The following is a 16,000-nucleotide window of genomic DNA, read 5'->3' as shown; positions in this document are numbered from 1 at the left end:
TCCCGTCGGGTGCGGTGCGCACGCCCCGATCGCCGTGGCTCGGCGCCCGGGTGTCCTGCTAGACGCCGCTGCCGGCGCTACCGGTGCTGCCGCCGCCACCGTCGAGCGGCGGGTGGGCGTTGCGGAGCAGTTCCTGGAACTGTCCGGAGAACCAGTGCCCGGCCACCGGGGAGTCGGGCAGGGCGCCCGTGAGGTTGAAGCCGTTGCGGCCGTTGCCGGTGTACGTCGGATCGCACATCCGGTCGAAGCCCTTGCCCTCGTCGTTGTCGATGGGCTCGCTGCTGCCGTCGGACTCACCCGGGGGCTTGGCCCAGACGTAGGCGTCGATCCCCGGCTCGGGCGCGACCGTGGGCCGCTCTCCGATGCCCGCGCCGCTCTGGTTGCACCAGTTGCCCGCGTGGATGCGGCGGTCGGTGCGGCTGCCGTCCACATAGGCGTCGACGTCGGTCAGCGGTCCGGGTCCGGCGGGCCGGGAGGAGCCGCCCCAGCCGTTGCGGGCGGTGTCGATGAGCATGCCGAGGTCGGCGGCGAAGCCCTGGCGGACCAGTTCGGCGCGCAGGCCCTGGGCGAACGAGAGCTCGTCGACGTAGTGGTTCCAGTCCACCCAGCGCGACTGGCGCACCGTGGCGCCGTTCACGGAGTCGGTCACCGCGAAGTGGGGCTCCTGGAGCGCCGAGTAGTTGGCCGTGTTCACGATGAAGCCGTGTACGTCGGCGATGGTGGCGCCCTCCATCGTCGCGGCCTTCTTGAACTGCTCGGCCGCGGGAACGAAGTTGGAGTCCCAGCCGAGCCAGCCGTGGTGGGCCGCGTCGACGTAGTTGTAGACGTTGGGCAGGGCGCCGAGCGTGTGCAGGGCGTACCCGATGCCCTTCTCGTAGTTGCCGTTGGCCTTCATCGTGGCGCACTCGGGCGTCGAACCGGCCGTGCCTCCGGCGTTGGTGACGAGGTTGGGCAGTGAGTCCGGTTCGATGAGCGTGACGATGCGCAGACTCGCGTAGGCGGGATCGCCGAGTATGTCGGCGATGGGGTCGACGTAGTCGTTCTTGTAGCGGTCGAGCTCGGTGGGGCCGAGTTCGCCGTTGGAGGCGAGTGCGGCGCAGTCCCGGCCGGGCAGGTTGTAGACGACGACCTGGAAGAGGTCGGCCCCCTGGCTCACGGCCGTGTCGAGGTGCGCTCGTAAGCCTCGCGCGCCGGGTGTGCCTTCGATCGCGGCGATGCGGTCCATCCAGACGAACGACGGCTCGTTCGCGATGGCGCCGCCGCCGGGTTCCGCGGCGGCCTTGGCGGACCAGTCGGGGTTCACGTACGCGGTGGCGCCCGCATAGGGGTTGTCGACGCGGGCGGCGGCCGACGCCTGTCCGGGGACGGCGACCGCGAGCGATGCGCCCATGATCAGGGCGGACAGTGCGGCGGCCGTCGTTCTGCGCGGTGCGTGCGGGGTGGTGGTGCCTCGGATTCTCATTGCGGCTCCGTGTTCCTCTCGTACGTCCGTCACGGGTATCGACGGACGGGTTCAGGGGTCCGTGACGCTCGGGGAAGGAGAAGCAGGGGAAGCGGGTGGGGGGAAGCGGGTGGGGAAGCGCGCTTGTGGGAGCGCTCCCAAACTGACGGGGCATCCGATGACTGTCAAGCGTTCCAACGCAATCACCTTGTGCGGAGCGGCAGTTGGCGACGACTGGAGCGCTCCCATCGTGGAGCGACGACATCGGCACGACCGGCATGAGTGCGTCACCGGTCGAGTTCGCGTCGACGATTGGCCGACTACCGACTTGCAGAGGCGCAGGGCCCACCGGGGAGCGCGCTGCGGAACACGGCTGGAACACGCCGGGGAACGCACGGCGGGAGAAGATGCCGTAACGCTGGTCTAGGCCAGGCCGTGTCCGTCCCCCTATCCTCACCTGTAGCCGGTGACACACCCTTTCCCCCACCCAGGTTGCCTGCCGGCTCGCGCCCCCCACTCAACTCCGCTCGAGCAGCCGGGTGATCTCCCCCATTCGCCGCCTCCAGGAGGCCACGGTGAAATTTCGCACCAGAAGCTCGGCGATCATCGGCACGCTCTGCCTCGTCACGTCGTTGGCCTTGGCCACGGCGTCGGCCGACGAGCCCGCCGCCCCGGTTCAGCCGGTGAACGCCTCCCTGACCGAAGTGGCCAAGGCCCAGGGCCCGTCCGCCGGCGCGGCCGGGCCCGACGACACGCTGTGGATCGCCGAACGCGCGGGCACCGTAAGGGTCCTGGACGGTTCGGGTCTCGGCTCTCCCGTCCTCGACATATCCGACGAGACCACCACCGACGGCGAACGCGGCCTGCTGGGCGTCGCGTTCGACAAGACGTTCGCGCACTTCTACATCTCGTTCACCGACCTCGAAGGCACCAGCACCATCGACGAGTTCGCCGTGGAGAACGGTCAACTCCAGCCGGACACGCGGCGGACGGTTCTCACCCAGACCCAGCCGTACGCGAACCACAACGGCGGGGACATCAAGTTCGGCCCCGACGGCTATCTGTACATCGCTTTCGGCGACGGCGGCTCGGGCGGCGACCCGCACGGCAACGGGCAGAAGCTCGACACCCTGCTCGGCAAGCTGCTGCGGATCGACCCGAGCGGCGGCGAGCCGTACGCGATCCCGGCGGACAACCCGTTCGTGGCCGACGCGAACGCGAAGGACGAGATCTGGGCGTACGGGCTGCGCAATCCGTGGCGGTTCTCCTTCGACGCGGGCACGGGCGACCTGCTGATCGGCGACGTCGGCCAGAGCGACTGGGAGGAGATCGACTGGGCTCCGGCGGACAGCGAGGGCGGCGAGAACTACGGCTGGTCCTCCATGGAGGGCACGCATCCCTTCCGGGGCGGCACGGAGCCCGCGAACCACGTCCCGCCGGTGCACGAGTACGACCGTACGGGCCTCGGGTGCTCGGTGACCGGCGGATTCGTCTACCGCGGCGAGGCGCTCCCGGACCTGCAGGGGAGCTATGTGTTCAGCGACTACTGCGACGGCACTCTGCGTACGCTCCAGATGGCGGACGGCGAGGTGACCGGCGTGGGCGACCTCGGAGTCAGCGCCGGCGAGGTCATCTCCTTCGTGGAGGGCGGTGACGGCGAGCTGTACGTGCTCGGCAGCAACGGCACCGTCTCCCGCGTCGACCCCGCGTGAGCCGCTGAGCCGCGCGGGCGCCGGCCGCACGGACCTGCGCCCGGGGCCCCGCCGATCATGACGATCGGCGGGGCTCCGCCCTTTCCGCGCCGTCGCCGCGCTGGTGACCGCGGCGGGCGTCCCGGTCGAAGATGCCCAGCAGCTCGCACGGTCCGCCCTCGGCGCCGATCGCGTGCGGGAGCATCGTGGGGAACTCCGCCGCCTGGTTCGTCTCGATCCGCAGGCGCCGGTTGCCCAGGAGCAGGATCGCGGTGCCGGAGAGGACGACGAGCCACTCACGGCCCGGATGCGCGCGCAGGCGCGCGGGGTTGTCGGGCGGCGGCTCGGTCATGCGCTGGCGGATGACGGTCATGCCGGGTTCCGCCTTGATGGGCCACCGCATCTGACCGTGGGCTCCGTCGATCATCGGGTTGGAGACGATGTCGTCGGACGCGGTCTCGACCAGCTGGTCGAGGGAGGTGTCCAGGGCACGGGCGAGGGTGACGAGCTGGTCCAGGGCCAGTCGGCGGCGGCCGTTCTCGATGCGGCTGAGTGTGGACTGGCTGACCTTCGCGCGGGTGGCCAGTTCCTCCAGGGACCAGCCCTGGGCCACGCGCAGCGCGCGGATGCGTTTGCGTACGAGGCTGCCCAGCTCGCCATCTTCTTGCGTCATAGGCATGATTGTATGCCATTGAGGCAAGTCGCGCTTAGCGTCGTTCGTGCTCGGCCCCGGAAGAAGTGGGCTCGCACGAAAGAGGTATCCATGAGTACGAACCAGCCCGGTCCGGTGAGCGTCGATCCGAATGGCGCCCCGCACCTGTCAGGCGAGGGCGATGGGGTGCCCGCCGAGCACCTGTCCGGCGAGGGCGAGGGGCTGTCCAACGAAGGTGCGCCCGGCGAGGGTGTGCTCGACGCGCGCCGGCGGCGCACGATCCTGATCACCGTGTGCCTCGCGCTGATGGCCGTGATCGCCTCGGTCTCGGGCCTCAACGTCGCCCAGCCCGACCTGGCCGTCGCCTTCGACGCCTCGCAGAGCACGATCCTGTGGATCATCAACATCTACACCCTCGCCCTGGCCGCCCTGTTGCTGCCGCTCGGCGCGATCGGCGACCGGCTCGGCCGCAAGCCCGTGCTGCTGACCGGTCTGGCGGTCTTCGGTCTGGCCGGCGCGGCGGCGGGGCTCGCCCCGTCGGCCGAGGTCATGCTCGGCGCACGGCTGCTCAGCGGGGTGGGCGCGGCGATGATCATGCCCATCACGCTTGCCGTGATCACCACGACCTTCCCCGAGAACGAGCGGGGCCGGGCGATCGGCGTATGGACCGGGGTCGCCGGAGGCGGTGGCGTACTGGGCATGTTCCTCTCCGCCGCACTGGTCGACGTGGCGAGCTGGCGGTGGTTGTTCGTCCTGCCGCTGGTACTCGGCGCGGCAGCTCTCGTCATGACGCTGCGGTACGTTCCCGACTCCCGCGAGGTGTCCCGGCATGGGTTCGATGTCGGCGGTGCGCTGACCTCGGTCGTGGCCGTGGTCGGGCTGATCTTCGTTCTTCAGGAGGGGCCGGAGCGCGGCTGGACCGCACCCGTGACGCTGATCGGCCTCGCTGTCGGAGTGATCGCCGCCATCGGCTTCGTGGCCCGGGAGCTGCGCCGCGGGGATGCCGCGCTCCTGGACGTACGTCTGTTCCGCGAGCGCGGACTGGCCGGGGGCTCGGTCACGCTTCTTGTGGTCTTCGGGGTTCAGGCGGGCATCTTCGTGGTCCTCTTTCCGTTCCTCCAGGCCGTCCTCGGCTGGTCGGGACTGCTGTCCACGCTGGCCCTCATGCCCATGGCCGTCCTGATGATGATGGCCTCGGGCCTCGCACCCCACCTGGCCGCACGGATCGGCGCCCGCGCGACCATGGCCACGGGCATCCTGCTGGCCGGGGCGGGGCTCGCGCTGATGGCCGGAATCGTCTCCGTGGACGGCGGCTACCTGTCCGTGCTTCCGGGCATGCTGGCGATGGGCCTCGGTATGGGACTGGCGATGACGCCGTCCACCGAAGCCATCACCGGTGCGCTCCCTCGCGAGCGCCAGGGGGTCGCGTCCGCGCTGAACGACGTGACCCGGGAGTTCGGCACCGCGCTCGGCGTCGCTCTGCTCGGTGCGCTGCTGTCCTCCGGCTATCGCGGTGCCATCGACTCGCGGCTCGCCGATGTCCCCGACGGCCCGGCCGACGCCGCGCGCGAAGGCGTCGCCAACGCGGTCGAGGCGGCGAACGGGGCCGGGCCGTACGCACAGGAGCTGGTCCGCGCCGCACGGCAGTCGTTCGTCGACGGCTGGCAGAACGCCATGTGGGCGGGGGTCGCCGTGATGGCCGCGCTGTTCCTCTATGTGCTGGTTCGGGGGCCGCTGCGCCCCGCCCGCGCCACGGAGAGCCCCCGCCCCGCGGAGAGGAACCCTCACCCGGTGGAGAGCCCTTCGCGGGCGGCCGGCCCGGACGCGACGGCTTCGCCTGATGCGCCGGGCGTCTCCGGACGGGCCGACGCGATCGTTTCCTGAGTCCTGGCCGAGGGCGGGCGTGCCGGGCCGGGCCGGGCCGGGCGTGCCGGCTCAGGCCGTGGTCAGTGACCGGAGCCGGGCACTCCGGCTCAGGCCGCGGTCAGGGCCGGCTCCTCCGGACCGCTGGTACGGGGCCGGCCCTGGCCCTCTTCCTCGCGCGGCAGCAGCCACGGCGTCGCGAGGAGGAGCACGCCGGCGATGCCGATCGCGATGCGCGCGTCGGTGAGGGCGGCCAGGACACCCCACAGAGCGGTCAGCAGCGCGATGGCCCCGACCCCGGTCACCTGCCAGGCCGTCAGTACCCGGCCGACCCGGTCGGCCGGCACCCGCTGGAGGCGTTCCGTCGCGAACAGCGGGTTGAACACGCCCATGCAGGTGATCAGGGCCAGTTCGACGGCGATGACCAGGAGCACTCCGCCGGTCCCGGACATGACGAAGAACAGCCCGACGGGCCACAGGGCGCGCAGGATCCCGGAGGTCCTCATCACGCGCCGCCGTCCGTAGCGGGCTTCCAGACGCGGGGCGGCCTGGGCGCCGACGAACCCGCCGACGCAGGGCAGGCCGAACGCGAGCCCGTACTGCCAGGCGGCCCAGCCCAGGTCGTCCAGCAGCAGGACCGCCATCAGCGGTTCGGTGGCCATGATCAGGGCGTTGACGGCCACGGTGTTCCGGAACAGCGAGCGCAGCAGCGGGTCCTCGTGGATGAACTTCCAGCCCTGGACCAGGTCCGCGGCCCGGAACTTCTCGGCCGGGGCGTGCTCGGGTGCGGCCTCCTTCTGCCGGATCGCGCCGATCCCGAGCGCGGACAGCAGGAACCCGGCGGCGTTGGCGATCACGGTGACGGCGGGCCCCAACAGGCTGATCGCCGCGCCGCCCAGCGTGGGGCCGACCGCTGTGGCGGTCCAGGTGGTCGTCTCGAAGCGGCCGTTGGCCACCAGCAGATGGTCCGGGCGCACGAGCTGCTTGAGATACGCGCCCGCTGCGGAGGTGAACGCGATGTTGGCCGCCGCGCCGATCACGGAGACGATCAACAGCTGGGTGTAGGTCAGCGTGCCGGTGAAATAGGCGAGCGGGATCGTCAGCAGGGCGCCGAACCGTACGAGGTCGGTGACGACCATGACCGGCTTCTTCCGCCGGGCCTCGACCCAGGGGCCGAGCGGAAGCGCGAGGAGTGCTCCGGCCGCGAGGCCGGCAGCGGCAAGCGCCGAGACCTCGGCCGGGCCGACGTGCAGCACCTGGATCGCGATCAGCGGGAACGCGCCGAACCCCAACCAGGTGCCGGCCGTGGAGGCGGTGAACGCGGCCCACAGCCATCCGAAGGAGCGCCCCAGCTCCGGCCGTACGCTCTCCTGCCGTGCCCGCTCATGTCCTGCACGCTCTTGCCCTGCCGCCTCTTGCCTTGGCCGCACTCGCCCTGGCCACGCTTGCCCTGGCCGCTCTTGCTCTGCCATGAAATGAACCTTCCGCCACAACCGATCGTTGACGGCGAGGATTCGACCAGCAGAGCATGCCTGTGATCCAACAACCGTTCAGCCGGTGAGCCACAACCGATCGTTGTGGAGGCATAGGGTTCGGGGCGTGGACATCGAAGCCGTGCGTACCTTCGTCACCGTCGCGGACACCGGGCAGTTCCAGGAAGCCGCCGTGGATCTGCGCATCAGCCAGCAGGCCGTCTCCAAGCGCGTGGCGGGCCTGGAGCGCGCGCTCGGGGTGACTCTGTTCGTCCGCACCGCTCGCGGGGCTCGCCCCACTCTGGACGGGCAGGCCTTCCTTCCGCACGCCCGGGAGGTCCTGCGGGCCGTGGAACGGGCCGCCGCCTCGGTACGTCCCGGGGACCGGGTGCTGCGCGTGGACGTGCTCCACCGGCGTATCGCCCCGGCGCTGGCCGTACGCGGCTTCTACCAGGCGCACCCGGGCACGGACCTGGACGTGGTGACCCTCGCCGACGCGAACGTGGCCGGGGCGGCCGAGGCCGTGCGGGCCGGCGAGGTCGACGCGACCTTCCGCGCCGTGCCCGCGGGCGCGCTGCCCGACGGGATCGGCGCCGAGCGCGTCCTGGACGATCCGTTGCAGCTCCTCGTCGGACCGCGCCACCCGCTGGCGTCCGCCCGGTCGTTGACCCCGGCGGACCTGGCCGGGCACCGGATCTGGATCCCGGGCATCAAGCAGGGCACCGAGTGGGCCGCCTACTACGACGAGCTCGCGGAGGACTTCGGTCTGCGCGTCGACGCGGTCGGGCCCGACTTCGGCACCGAGGCCCTGATGGACTCGATCGCCGACTCCCCGGCGCTGGCCACCCTCGTCGGGTCGCGGGACAGATACGTGTGGCCGACCGCCCATGACCTGCGGCGGATCCCGGTGGTGGGGCCGACGCCGGTCTATCCGCACGCGTTCCTGTGCCGGACGGACAACCCGCACCCGGTGCTGGCGGCGCTGCGCAGATACCTCGTGCGAGTACGGCCGGAGCCGCCGGCCGACGTCTGGACACCGGCCTGGGCCCGCTGACGTACACCGCCGCCCCGGGACGGCCCCGGCTCGCGCCCGTTCTGCGTCATCTCCCCGAGGGCCCCTTCGAGCTCGACGACGAGGGGCGCGCCCGCGTTACGGCACGGGCGTGGCCGACACGTACCGTACGGCAGGTGAACGAACCGCTCGAAGCCGTGACCGGCCCCTTTGCGGACGAACCCGTCCGGGCCACGACGACCCGCGTGTTCCTGGCGCTCGCTCCGCCCGACGGAGCGAAGGAAGAGCTGGCGCAGGCGCTGCGGCCGGCCTACGACGCCTACCCCCGTATGCGGTGGAACCGCATCGAGGACTGGCACATCACCCTGGCGTTCCTCGGTGAGGTACCGGTCACCGCCGTCCCGCCCCTGATGCCGCCGCTCGCCGCGCTCGCGGCGCGACAAGCGCCGCTGCGGCTGGCGCTGCACGGCGGCGGGCACTTCGACGAACGGGTGCTGTGGACCGGGGTCACGGGGGACCTCGAAGGGCTGCACCGGCTCGCCACCGACGTACGCGCCGTTGTCAGGGAGTGCGGTGTCGCCTTCCCGGATCGGCCGCTCCGACCGCATCTGACCCTGGCCCGGTCCCGCCGGGGCGACCAGGCGGCCACGGTGGAGGCGGCCGCCGGGCTGGCCGGGTTCGCCGGGCGGAGCTGGAAGGCGGGGCGCCTCCATCTGGTCGGCAGCAACATCGGCCGCGGCCCGGGGCCGATCCACTACCGCGACATCGAGGCCTGGGACTTCCGGGCCGGGGCAAGCGGGGTCTGAAGCGGCGCGTCGGCCGCCACGGCAGCGGGGCAGCGGCAGCTCCGGCCGGGAGTCAGGAACCGGCCGGGGGCCGAAAACCAGGAACCGGCGGGCGGCTAGCCGAGAACGAGCGGGACAACCGCCGCCAGTTCGCCCAGTTCGGATGTCTCGGCGGCGGTCGGGGCCCGCCGCCCGGTGCCGACCAACAACACGTCCTCGTCGGAGAACGAATCCGGGAACGCGGCCCCGCTGATCCGCTCGACCATGTCACGTGACCGGGCGAGCCCTTCCGGGGGCGGCCCCGCCGCGTCCGGGAGGTGCATGACCAGGTCGAGGTGGTGCAGCGTCCACTCCAGGACGTACGCGGAGAGGTATTCGCCGGCGGTGAGAACCTCGCCGCAGGTGCTGACCCGGAGATCGGGATCGGCGAGCCGTGCGGCGCGGCCCGCGGCGGAGCCCACGTCGTCGAGGTGGAACGTGAGCAGACCCGGATCCTGGTAGGCGGCTGCCAGCCGCACGGTCAGGGCGTCGAGCGGATCGTCGCCCGTGGGTGGCGTAGCGGAGACAGTCCAGTAGGTCACCGCGTCACGGGTCGGCTCCGTTTCGGCGGGTGTCACCAGCGTGATCAGGACGTCCTGTGCGTCGATGATCAGGTGGCACACCAGGTCCCGCACGAGCCAGCCGGTACAGCCGGACGGCCGGTCGAAGTCCTCGTCGGAAAGTCCGGCGACAGCCTCACGCAGTGCTGTCCACGAGTGTGCGAAGAGATCCACACCGGCAACGGTAGTGCGATGGCGGAATGACGGACAAGCCGAACTTCCCGGTCACCCGGACTCGTTCCCCGCGGTCTCGTTCCCCGCGGTCTCGTTCCCCGCGGTCTCGTTCCCCGCGATCTCGTTCCCTGCGGGCCGGGCGTGCGTCAGCAGGAACTCGGTCGCCCGCGCGATGGCCTCGGCGGGCGTGCTGTGGACAGCCTCCGACTCGCCCTCGCCGGCATCCAGCTGGTCACCACGCAGCGCTTCCAGCTCGTGGAGAGCTTCACCCCACTGCGGGCCGGATTCCTCGTCGCGGCCGTCGCTCTCGGCGCGTTCCCCACGGCGGTGCTCGGGGGTGCGATCCTCCACCGTGTCGGCCTGCTGCCCCTCGTCACCGGAGGCCTCGCGCTCGGAGCCGTCGGCACGGTGGTGGCCCTGATGAACTTCGCCACCAGCTCGCCCCTCCTCGTCACCGGGCTGATCATCACCGGCAGCGGCCTCGGCGCGGCCATGTCCGTCGCCTCCAGCGCGATCATGGGCAACGTTCCCGCCGGCAGGGCGGGCATGGCCTCGTCCGTCGAGGAGGTCTCCTACGAGTTCGGCGGCCTGGTCGCGGTCGCGCTCCTCGGCAGTCTGCTGACCGCTGTGTACTCCGCGACCATCGACCTCCCCGCCGGGGTATCCGACCGGGCGCGCGACAGCCTCGACAGCGCGCTCGCCCTCGCCGCCGGCGCCCTGGCGACCGGGCTTCTGCTGCGCCGCCACGGCCCCGGCTCGGCACTGTCCGGCCCCGCGCACCACTGAGCCCCGTACACCACCGATCCGACGGCCCACGCCCCGACGACAGGGAGCAACCATGCGGACCAGCAAACGAACCCAGATCCTCGACGCCGCCACCCGGGTCGTGCAGCGTGAAGGCGTCAAGAGCGTCACCTTCGACTCCGTCGCCGCGGAGGCCGGACTGACGAAGGGCGGTCTCCTCTACCACTTCGCCTCGCGCGACGACCTCGTCCAGGCGATCCACCAGCATCTGGCCGACCGGTGGGAAGCCGATCTGGTCGCGGCGGCGGGGAAGCCCGCCGCCGCGACCACCCCTGACGAGCGGCTGGCCGCCTACACGCGGGTCGCCATCCAGAGCGCCAGCCGTGCCGAGCTGCTGCTCATGCTCGAAGGCTCGACGAATACGGCACACGCGGCCGTCTGGGAAGCCGTGACGGAACGGTGGGCACCGCCCCCGCCCCCGCCATCTCCATAGGCATCGGCATCGGCATCCGCATCCGCATCCGCATCCGACGATCCGGCCGCCGCGCTCGACCGATTCATCCTCCGCCTGGCGGCCGACGGCCTGTGGCTGTACGAATCCCTCACCTCCGACCGGCTGGACCCCGCAATGCGGCGGGCCGTCGCCGGGCGCATCGCCGACGCCCTGGATCAGTAGGCGTCGGCGGCCTTCCCCAGAGCGGTGGTGAGACGGCCCAGCACCTCCTGCAGCCCGAGGACCTCGTCCAGGGACAGGCCGGTCGCGGCCAGCACACCACGGGGGACGGACAGTGCGCGCTCGCGCAGTCGCGCGCCCTCGTCGGTCAGGTCGATGAGGACGGAGCGTTCGTCCTCGCGGCTGCGTTCGCGCCGGACCAGCCCTGCCGTCTCCAGTCGCTTCAGCAGCGGCGAGAGGGTCCCGGAGTCCAGCTGGAGACGCTCCCCGATGGCCTTGACCGGCTGCGATCCGTGCTCCCACAGCACCAGCATGACCAGGTACTGCGAGTAGGTGAGACCGAGGTCCTTCAGCGCCTGCCGGTAGAAGCCGCCGAACGCTCGCGACGCGGCGTGCAGCGAGAAGCAGACCTGATGGTCCAGCCGCAGCAGTTCCGCGTCGGGGACGGCGGGGAGTTCGGGCGAGGCGCTCGGAGCAGTGGTCATGGAACCAGCGTACCGCCGACCACGCCATTGAGTTGTGCACAATTCAGTTGTGTGCAATCTTTATGCCAGTGGCCGCGACCATCCCGGTCGGGGCTCCAGAGGAGGGTCACCCATGGACGCGTTGTACACCGCCGCCGCCACCGCCAACGGGCGCGAGGGCCGTGCCGTCAGCTCGGACGGTCAGATCGATCTGCCCCTCGCCATGCCCCCGGCTCTCGGCGGCAACGGCAAGGGCACCAACCCCGAGCAGCTCTTCGCCGCCGGCTACGCGGCCTGTTTCGCCAGCGCGATGGCCGCGGTCGGTCGCCAGATGAAGGTGGACACCAAGGACGCCTCCGTGACCGCCGAGGTCTCCATCGGCAAGGAGGGCGACGGCTTCGGGCTCGCGGTGGTCATGCGGGTGGAGCTGCCGGACTCCCTCGCGGGCGAGGCCGGACAGAAGCTGGTCGAGGCCACCCACGCCTACTGCCCGTACTCCAAGGCCACGCGGGGCAACATCGACGTCGAGCTGGTCATCGAGTAGTCGCCCTCTTTCCGCCCCGCGCCCACCCGAACCCACCGTTGCCGCAGCGGGGGCCGGCCGAGAACGCCTTCGGCCGGCCCCCGCTCGTCGCGGTGCCACTTCCCCGGCAAGAACCGCGCCGCACGCTCCGGAGCTGCCACACCCTCTGGTGGTGTCAGCCCTTCAGGCGGGCCAGCACCGCGCCCACCGCGCGGTGCACGGCCTCGCGCGCCTCGTCGGTCGGGTCCAGCGTCTCGAAGCCGTGGCGTCCCTCCGGTACGTCGATGATCTCGACGTTCGCCCCGCAGCGGGCGGCCTCGGTCAGGAACTCCTCGACCGTCGCGGCGATCTCGGCCATCTCGCGTCCCGCCCGGACCAGCACGACGGGCAGTCGCCCGGCGTCGGAGAGGGTCCGGACCGGGTTGAAGCGGGCGTCGGCCAGTCCCCAGCTCGGCAGCGGCGCGAGGATCGGGTAGTTCGCGGCCACGCAGCGCAGCCACGCCGGAGGCTTCGCCAGCCAGTCCGCCGCGAGCGGGCCCCCGCCCGAGAAGAACCACAGCGCGATCCGGTCCGCGTCCACGCGCGGATCGGCGCGCACCCGCTCCACCGCGTCGGCCACGTCCGCGGCGGCCGTCCCGTAGTCGGCCACGGAGTGCAGGCGGTGGTCGAGCGTCACGCCCACGGCCCCCTGCCCGGCGACGTGGCGCGCGTATCCCGTCAGGGTCGGCCAGTCCCGGGGCGTGGGCCGTGCCTCGGCGGGTACCGGGCCGCCGTGCACGAAGACCACGGCCGGGTGCGGGCCCGGACCGTCCGGCGGATACAGGTCGGTGTTCCCGGTCCGCTCGCGGGACCGCTCCGGTACGTCGAGGAGGAACGGCCGCAGATGGGCGGGCGGGTCGGCGGCATCGGTGGAGGTCAGCCTGTGGCCCGCGCCGGACGCGGCCTCGATCAGGATCCCGGCCAGCTCGGCGGGGCAGGACAGCATCGGCCAGTGCCCCGTGGGCAGCTCGAAGAAGGCCACCCGGGCGTCGGCCAGGGCTCGGAGGGCGGGATCGCCGACGTCCACCATGATCTGGAGCATCTCGACGCCCGGCCCGTTGCCGGTGCACAGCACTCCGGTCACGGGCACCCCGGCCACGGCGCCGGTGAGCCGCAGCGGCTGGAGCAGCGTGCCCAGCGGCTGCGGCGCCGCGAGGGCGGTGAGCCCGTCGAGCGCCGCCTCGGAGAGACCCGCGGTGCTCCCCCAGCGGGACCACGCGTCCCGGGCCGGGGGCGGCAGCTCCCCGCCGCCTGCCCGGTCCCCGCTTCCGGCGGCGCGCTCCGCCACCTCCTCGCGCAGGCGCTGGTCGGGCACGGCGGCCAGAGCGGGGACGCCGTCCTGGGGCATCCCGGCGTCGAGGTGGACGATCCGGGCGATCGACCGGACCCGCCGGTCCGCCGCGCCGAGCACCGGATGGATGCCGTAGTCGTGGCCGACGAGCACGATCTCCCGGCCCGGCTCCCCCTCCCCCTCCGCCACCACCGAGTCGATCACCGCGAGTACGTCCGCGATATGCGTCTCCAGGTCGACGGTCCCGCCAGGGCCGCCGTGACCGCCGGTGCGTCCGCCGAGTCCGGTGAGCGCCGCGATGCGCACCTCGGCACCGTCCGCGGTCAGCCGCGCGGCGGTGTCCCGCCACACGTGCGGCCCGGTGAACGCCCCGGCCACCAAGATGAATACGGTCATGGTCCCTCCTCGTCACGATGCCTTCCGCGCACCGGCCCGAATCCCCCGGCAGCGCTCGCCGGTACCGTAGGAACTCCCCCTGAGGGAGGTTCAAGTGTTCTCGTCGTCCGACGGCTTGTGCACCATCGGTGAACTGGCCGAGCACGCGGGCGTCAGCGTCAAGACCGTCCGCTTCTACTCGGACCGCGGACTGCTGCCGGAGGCGTCCCGCAGCGCCGGCGGTCACCGCAGGTACGCCCCGGAGGCCGTGGAGCGGCTGGCGATGATCCGCTCCCTGCGCGGCCTCGACCTGCCGGTCCCCGAAGTGCGCCGCATCCTCGACGAGCAGGACGAGCGGGACGGGGCCGGGGCGGAAGGCGCCGACGGTACTGGTGGTGCGGGCGGTACGGGTGGTGCGTTGGAGGACGCTGTGGCCGGGCGGCTGCGTCTTCTGGGCTCCGAACTCGCGGCGTTGCGCTGGCGGGAGGCGGCGCTCCGGCTGGTGCAGGAGTGCCCGCCGGCCGAACGGCCCGGCCGGCTACGGCTGGTCGGTGCGGTCGCCGCCCCGCCGAGCACCGCCTCGCTGGCCCGTTTCTGGCGTTCGTGGCTGCCGGCCCGTATGCCCGCCCGCTCCGTCACCGCGTTCCTGGAGGCGGCGGTGCCGCACCCGCCCGACGATCCGCGGCCGGCCCAGGTCCTCGCCTTCGCCCGGCTGCACGCCTTCGTGACCCGTCCGTGCGACGGCGGGGGCGGCGGCTCCTGCCAGCCCCGGGCGCACGGCGTCGCGGGGGCCCGTGCGTCGGCCGTGCTGTACGCGGGGCTCGCCGAGGCGTACGACCTGGCGGGCGGTGAGCTGCGCCGTGGTGCGGAGCCCGCTCCCGGTGAGGCGCTGGACGGATTCGTGGACGCGTACGCCAGCACGTACGGCGCCCACGACACGCCCGCCTTCCGCCGTGTGCTCGCCGGCCGGCTGGCGGCCGATCCGCGCATCGACCGGTACTGGGACCTGACGGCCGAGGTGATCAGCGCTCCCGGCGGCCGTCCCGAGCCGACCCCGGGGTCGGCGCACGACTGGCTTCTGGCGGCGCTGGAGGCCCAGTCGGAGGCGGCGGCCAGCCACGGCGGTGCGCGGGGCGGCCAGGCGGGGGCGGGGAGCGGGTTCGACGGTGCGGGCCCGGATTCCGGCGCCCCCTCCCCCGTACCGGATGGTGCGCGGGCCGTCTCACCCCGGTGAGCGGGGCTCCTCGTGCTCCGCGACCGCGCTGTGCAGGAACTCCCGCAGGGCCAGGGCCGCCGGGAGCGGTGCGTCGGGCAGTGCCACGTGCACGGTCCGGCGCAGGGTGGGGTCGGTGAGGGGGCGCAGGACGAGTTGGCCGGGGACCGCTCGCGCCGCCAGTGACGGGACCAGGGCCACGCCGAGCCCGGCGGCCGCGTAGCCGAACTTGCCCGCCCATCCGGCGATCCGCATGATCCGTTCCGGGGTGAATCCCGCTCGGGCGCAGGCGTCGGCGAGCATCGTGGGGCGGTCGCCGTAGGCGCTCTGGATCCAGGTCTCGTCGCGGAGTTCGTACAGGTCGACGGCTTCCGCCCCGGCCAGGCGGTGCCGGCGCGGAAGGGCGATGAGCAGTTCGTCCTCGCACAGCACGGTCGTCGTGATCCCGTCGGCCGAGGGCAGACCGTACGGGTAGTCGCTCACGACGGCGAGGTCGAGCGTTCCGTCCGCGAGCTGCCGCATCAGCGTGCCGGTCGGGCTCTCGACGGCCGCCACCTCGATCCCCGGCCGGGCGTCCTTGAGGGCCCGCAGCGCGGTCGGCAGGAGTGCGATGTTGGCGGTGGCGAACGCACCCGTGTGCAGCGGCCCGCCGTGTCCGGCGTGCAGCACGCCCAGGTCGCGCTCGGCCCGGGCCAGGCGGTCGAGCACGTCCACGGCGTACCGGTGCAGCAGCCGGCCGGCGGGGGTGAGCCGTACGCCTCGCGGGAGGCGTACGAACAGCGGGCCGCCCGCCCGGTGTTCCAGCGCGGCGATCCGCCGGGACACCGCGGACTGCGTGTAGTTGAGCCGGTCCGCCGCCTGTGTGAACGATCCGGTCCCGGCCACGGTGACGAGCAACCGGAGCGATTCGTTCTCCCACATGTCCTCTCCCCCTCCCTGGCTCTTCGCTCTGCCGCCGAGCTCGTCGCCGTGCGGCCACCGGCATCATC

12 protein-coding genes and 3 pseudogenes are annotated in these 16,000 nt (G+C 72.5%); 8 read left to right on the top strand and 7 right to left on the bottom strand.

Annotated features, from left to right (window positions below; translation table 11 throughout):
- Positions 1 to 94 precede the first annotated feature (94 nt).
- A pseudogene (locus G3I54_RS21560) lies at positions 95 to 1,390 on the bottom strand (glycoside hydrolase family 6 protein); the annotation flags it as partial.
- Between the two features lie 626 nt (positions 1,391 to 2,016).
- Here G3I54_RS21560 and G3I54_RS21555 point away from each other — a divergent pair.
- Positions 2,017 to 3,153, top strand: a complete 1,137-nt coding sequence (locus G3I54_RS21555; RefSeq protein ID WP_164616504.1) for a PQQ-dependent sugar dehydrogenase — start codon at positions 2,017 to 2,019, stop codon at positions 3,151 to 3,153.
- A gap of 55 nt (positions 3,154 to 3,208) precedes the next feature.
- Here the strand turns inward: G3I54_RS21555 and G3I54_RS21550 are convergent, their stop codons facing one another.
- Positions 3,209 to 3,805 carry an XRE family transcriptional regulator gene (locus tag G3I54_RS21550; protein WP_164616503.1) on the bottom strand — a complete coding sequence of 199 codons (597 nt, stop codon included), beginning with the start codon at positions 3,803 to 3,805 and terminating at the stop codon, positions 3,209 to 3,211.
- A 285-nt stretch (positions 3,806 to 4,090) separates the two neighbouring features.
- On the opposite strand from G3I54_RS21550, the gene G3I54_RS21545 reads away from it, so the two are divergent.
- Positions 4,091 to 5,668 (top strand): MFS transporter, encoded by a 1,578-nt coding sequence (locus tag G3I54_RS21545; protein ID WP_239144489.1) that lies wholly within the window; start codon positions 4,091 to 4,093, stop codon positions 5,666 to 5,668.
- Positions 5,669 to 5,757: 89 nt separating this feature from the next.
- On the opposite strand, the gene G3I54_RS21540 is transcribed toward G3I54_RS21545, so the two are convergent.
- Positions 5,758 to 6,999 carry an MFS transporter gene (locus tag G3I54_RS21540; RefSeq protein WP_275408004.1) on the bottom strand — a complete coding sequence of 414 codons (1,242 nt, stop codon included), beginning with the start codon at positions 6,997 to 6,999 and terminating at the stop codon, positions 5,758 to 5,760.
- Between the two features lie 247 nt (positions 7,000 to 7,246).
- On the opposite strand from G3I54_RS21540, the gene G3I54_RS21535 reads away from it, so the two are divergent.
- On the top strand, positions 7,247 to 8,173 hold the full coding sequence (locus tag G3I54_RS21535; protein WP_164616500.1) for a LysR family transcriptional regulator: 927 nt from the start codon (positions 7,247 to 7,249) through the stop codon (positions 8,171 to 8,173).
- A 134-nt stretch (positions 8,174 to 8,307) separates the two neighbouring features.
- The gene (gene thpR, locus G3I54_RS21530; RefSeq protein WP_164616499.1) at positions 8,308 to 8,937 is read left to right on the top strand and encodes an RNA 2',3'-cyclic phosphodiesterase; all 630 of its coding nucleotides are present in this window, start codon (positions 8,308 to 8,310) and stop codon (positions 8,935 to 8,937) included.
- 95 nt (positions 8,938 to 9,032) lie between these two features.
- Here the strand turns inward: thpR and G3I54_RS21525 are convergent, their stop codons facing one another.
- Entirely contained in the window at positions 9,033 to 9,689 is a 657-nt protein-coding gene (locus G3I54_RS21525) for a maleylpyruvate isomerase N-terminal domain-containing protein (RefSeq protein WP_164616498.1), read from the bottom strand.
- A gap of 210 nt (positions 9,690 to 9,899) precedes the next feature.
- Here G3I54_RS21525 and G3I54_RS21520 point away from each other — a divergent pair.
- Both G3I54_RS21520 and G3I54_RS21515 read left to right on the top strand, forming a co-directional pair.
- Positions 9,900 to 10,475, top strand: a pseudogene (locus tag G3I54_RS21520) (MFS transporter); the annotation flags it as partial.
- Between the two features lie 52 nt (positions 10,476 to 10,527).
- Positions 10,528 to 11,109, top strand: a pseudogene (locus G3I54_RS21515) (TetR/AcrR family transcriptional regulator).
- Here the strand turns inward: G3I54_RS21515 and G3I54_RS21510 are convergent.
- Complete coding sequence (locus tag G3I54_RS21510; protein ID WP_164616497.1) at positions 11,103 to 11,591, bottom strand: MarR family transcriptional regulator; 489 nt, start codon at positions 11,589 to 11,591, stop codon at positions 11,103 to 11,105. The pseudogene G3I54_RS21515 and the gene G3I54_RS21510 sit on opposite strands and share 7 nt — an antisense overlap.
- Positions 11,592 to 11,703: 112 nt before the next feature.
- Here G3I54_RS21510 and G3I54_RS21505 point away from each other — a divergent pair, with 112 nt between their 5' ends.
- A complete protein-coding gene (locus G3I54_RS21505; protein ID WP_164616496.1) occupies positions 11,704 to 12,114 on the top strand; it encodes an Ohr family peroxiredoxin in 411 nt (136 codons plus the stop codon).
- Positions 12,115 to 12,268: 154 nt separating this feature from the next.
- On the opposite strand, the gene G3I54_RS21500 is transcribed toward G3I54_RS21505, so the two are convergent.
- Positions 12,269 to 13,819 (bottom strand): alpha/beta fold hydrolase, encoded by a 1,551-nt coding sequence (locus G3I54_RS21500; protein ID WP_164616495.1) that lies wholly within the window; start codon positions 13,817 to 13,819, stop codon positions 12,269 to 12,271.
- A 94-nt stretch (positions 13,820 to 13,913) separates the two neighbouring features.
- On the opposite strand from G3I54_RS21500, the gene G3I54_RS21495 reads away from it, so the two are divergent.
- Positions 13,914 to 15,032: a MerR family transcriptional regulator gene (locus tag G3I54_RS21495; RefSeq protein ID WP_164616494.1), complete on the top strand. Its 1,119-nt coding sequence runs from the start codon at positions 13,914 to 13,916 to the stop codon at positions 15,030 to 15,032.
- Here G3I54_RS21495 and G3I54_RS21490 read toward each other — a convergent pair.
- Positions 15,021 to 15,932, bottom strand: coding sequence for a LysR family transcriptional regulator (locus G3I54_RS21490; RefSeq protein ID WP_164616493.1), 912 nt, complete (start codon positions 15,930 to 15,932; stop codon positions 15,021 to 15,023). The genes G3I54_RS21495 and G3I54_RS21490 overlap by 12 nt on opposite strands.
- Positions 15,933 to 16,000 lie beyond the last annotated feature (68 nt).

Origin of the sequence: Streptomyces sp. SID14515, from assembly GCF_010548505.1 — a bacterium.
In the GTDB taxonomy this organism is placed as follows: Bacteria; Actinomycetota; Actinomycetes; order Streptomycetales; family Streptomycetaceae; genus Streptomyces; species Streptomyces caviscabies.
Note: the sequence above shows the minus strand (reverse complement) of the source record. Positions and strands in the feature narration are given on the sequence as shown.